The sequence below is a fragment of the Vibrio sp. 1288 genome (assembly GCF_033344475.1).
The window spans coordinates 1-934 of record NZ_JAWPOX010000220.1 but is presented as its reverse complement, the minus strand read 5'-3'; the positions used below and the strand labels follow the sequence as shown (position 1 = coordinate 934).

The following is a 934-nucleotide window of genomic DNA, read 5'->3' as shown; positions in this document are numbered from 1 at the left end:
TTAAAGACTTTCTTCCAAAACCGATAGGGAATTATGAACATTTGTCGCAAGCGATTGACAATACGCTTGAGGACTCAGATTGTCATTTTGCCGAACAGCGTGACTTTTCAAGCCAGTGGTTCCGCGTAGATGATGGTGGAGAAATTCCAGATGAGCAAGAGCTGCACTGGCATTTAGAGTACTTGCAACAAAACCCAAATGCAGCGAGAGATCTGCTGCATGCGTTGTTGCCAGACAAAGACGCCTCTCAAGGTGACTGGCGTTGTTCTTATCGGTTACTACAGTCGGCAGATTTGATGCCTTTGGTGTTTGATTATCGCTGGTTGATGAATGGACAGTTTGCTTTCTACTTAGTGGACTCTGCTTCCCAAGAAAATGGAGGTGTAGCGACAACGCTACTGGTGAGAGCTTTGTTTGATGATTACCTAAGAAACTTAAAAAGTCTCAGTGCGGATCTGAAAGACATGGTAAACATCATGGAGAAGGGCATTGAGTGCTCAGATTGTGCTGGTGCGGTGAAGGCGGTATTTGGTGTGGCGGATTTAGCTTCTTCAACCGTGTCACTTTTACCTGCTGGTTTGGACAGCCAATGGTCGGATGGACATGAAAATCAACATATTGCGGCAGGCAATCGACTGGGTGATGGCAGCATGAAAAACTTCATCACCCGAGATTTACCGCTGAAGACAACAGGTCAGTTGTCGATAGGTTGTTTAGGTGCATCCAGTTTCAGCCTGAATATTACTCGAGTGAATCGACTCGTTTAGAAAGCCAAACTCGGATCTTATCTTTAATTAATATGGCGAAAGCAGCATGTAATGTGCTGCTTTCTTCTTTCCTGAATCTGTCGTTCTATAACTGATGATTTTATAACCTTACTTTTTGTTGGTGTTTAGATGGAATTGTTTAAGGTATAGTCAGCGCCTAAAACAAT

The 934-nt window shown here is 43.6% G+C and carries 1 protein-coding gene; it reads left to right on the top strand.

Annotated elements, in window-relative coordinates:
- On the top strand, positions 1–767 hold a 767-nt coding region (locus R8O11_RS25825), incomplete at its 5' end, for a two-component system response regulator (protein WP_318194685.1).
- Between the last annotated feature and the right edge of the window lie 167 nt (positions 768–934).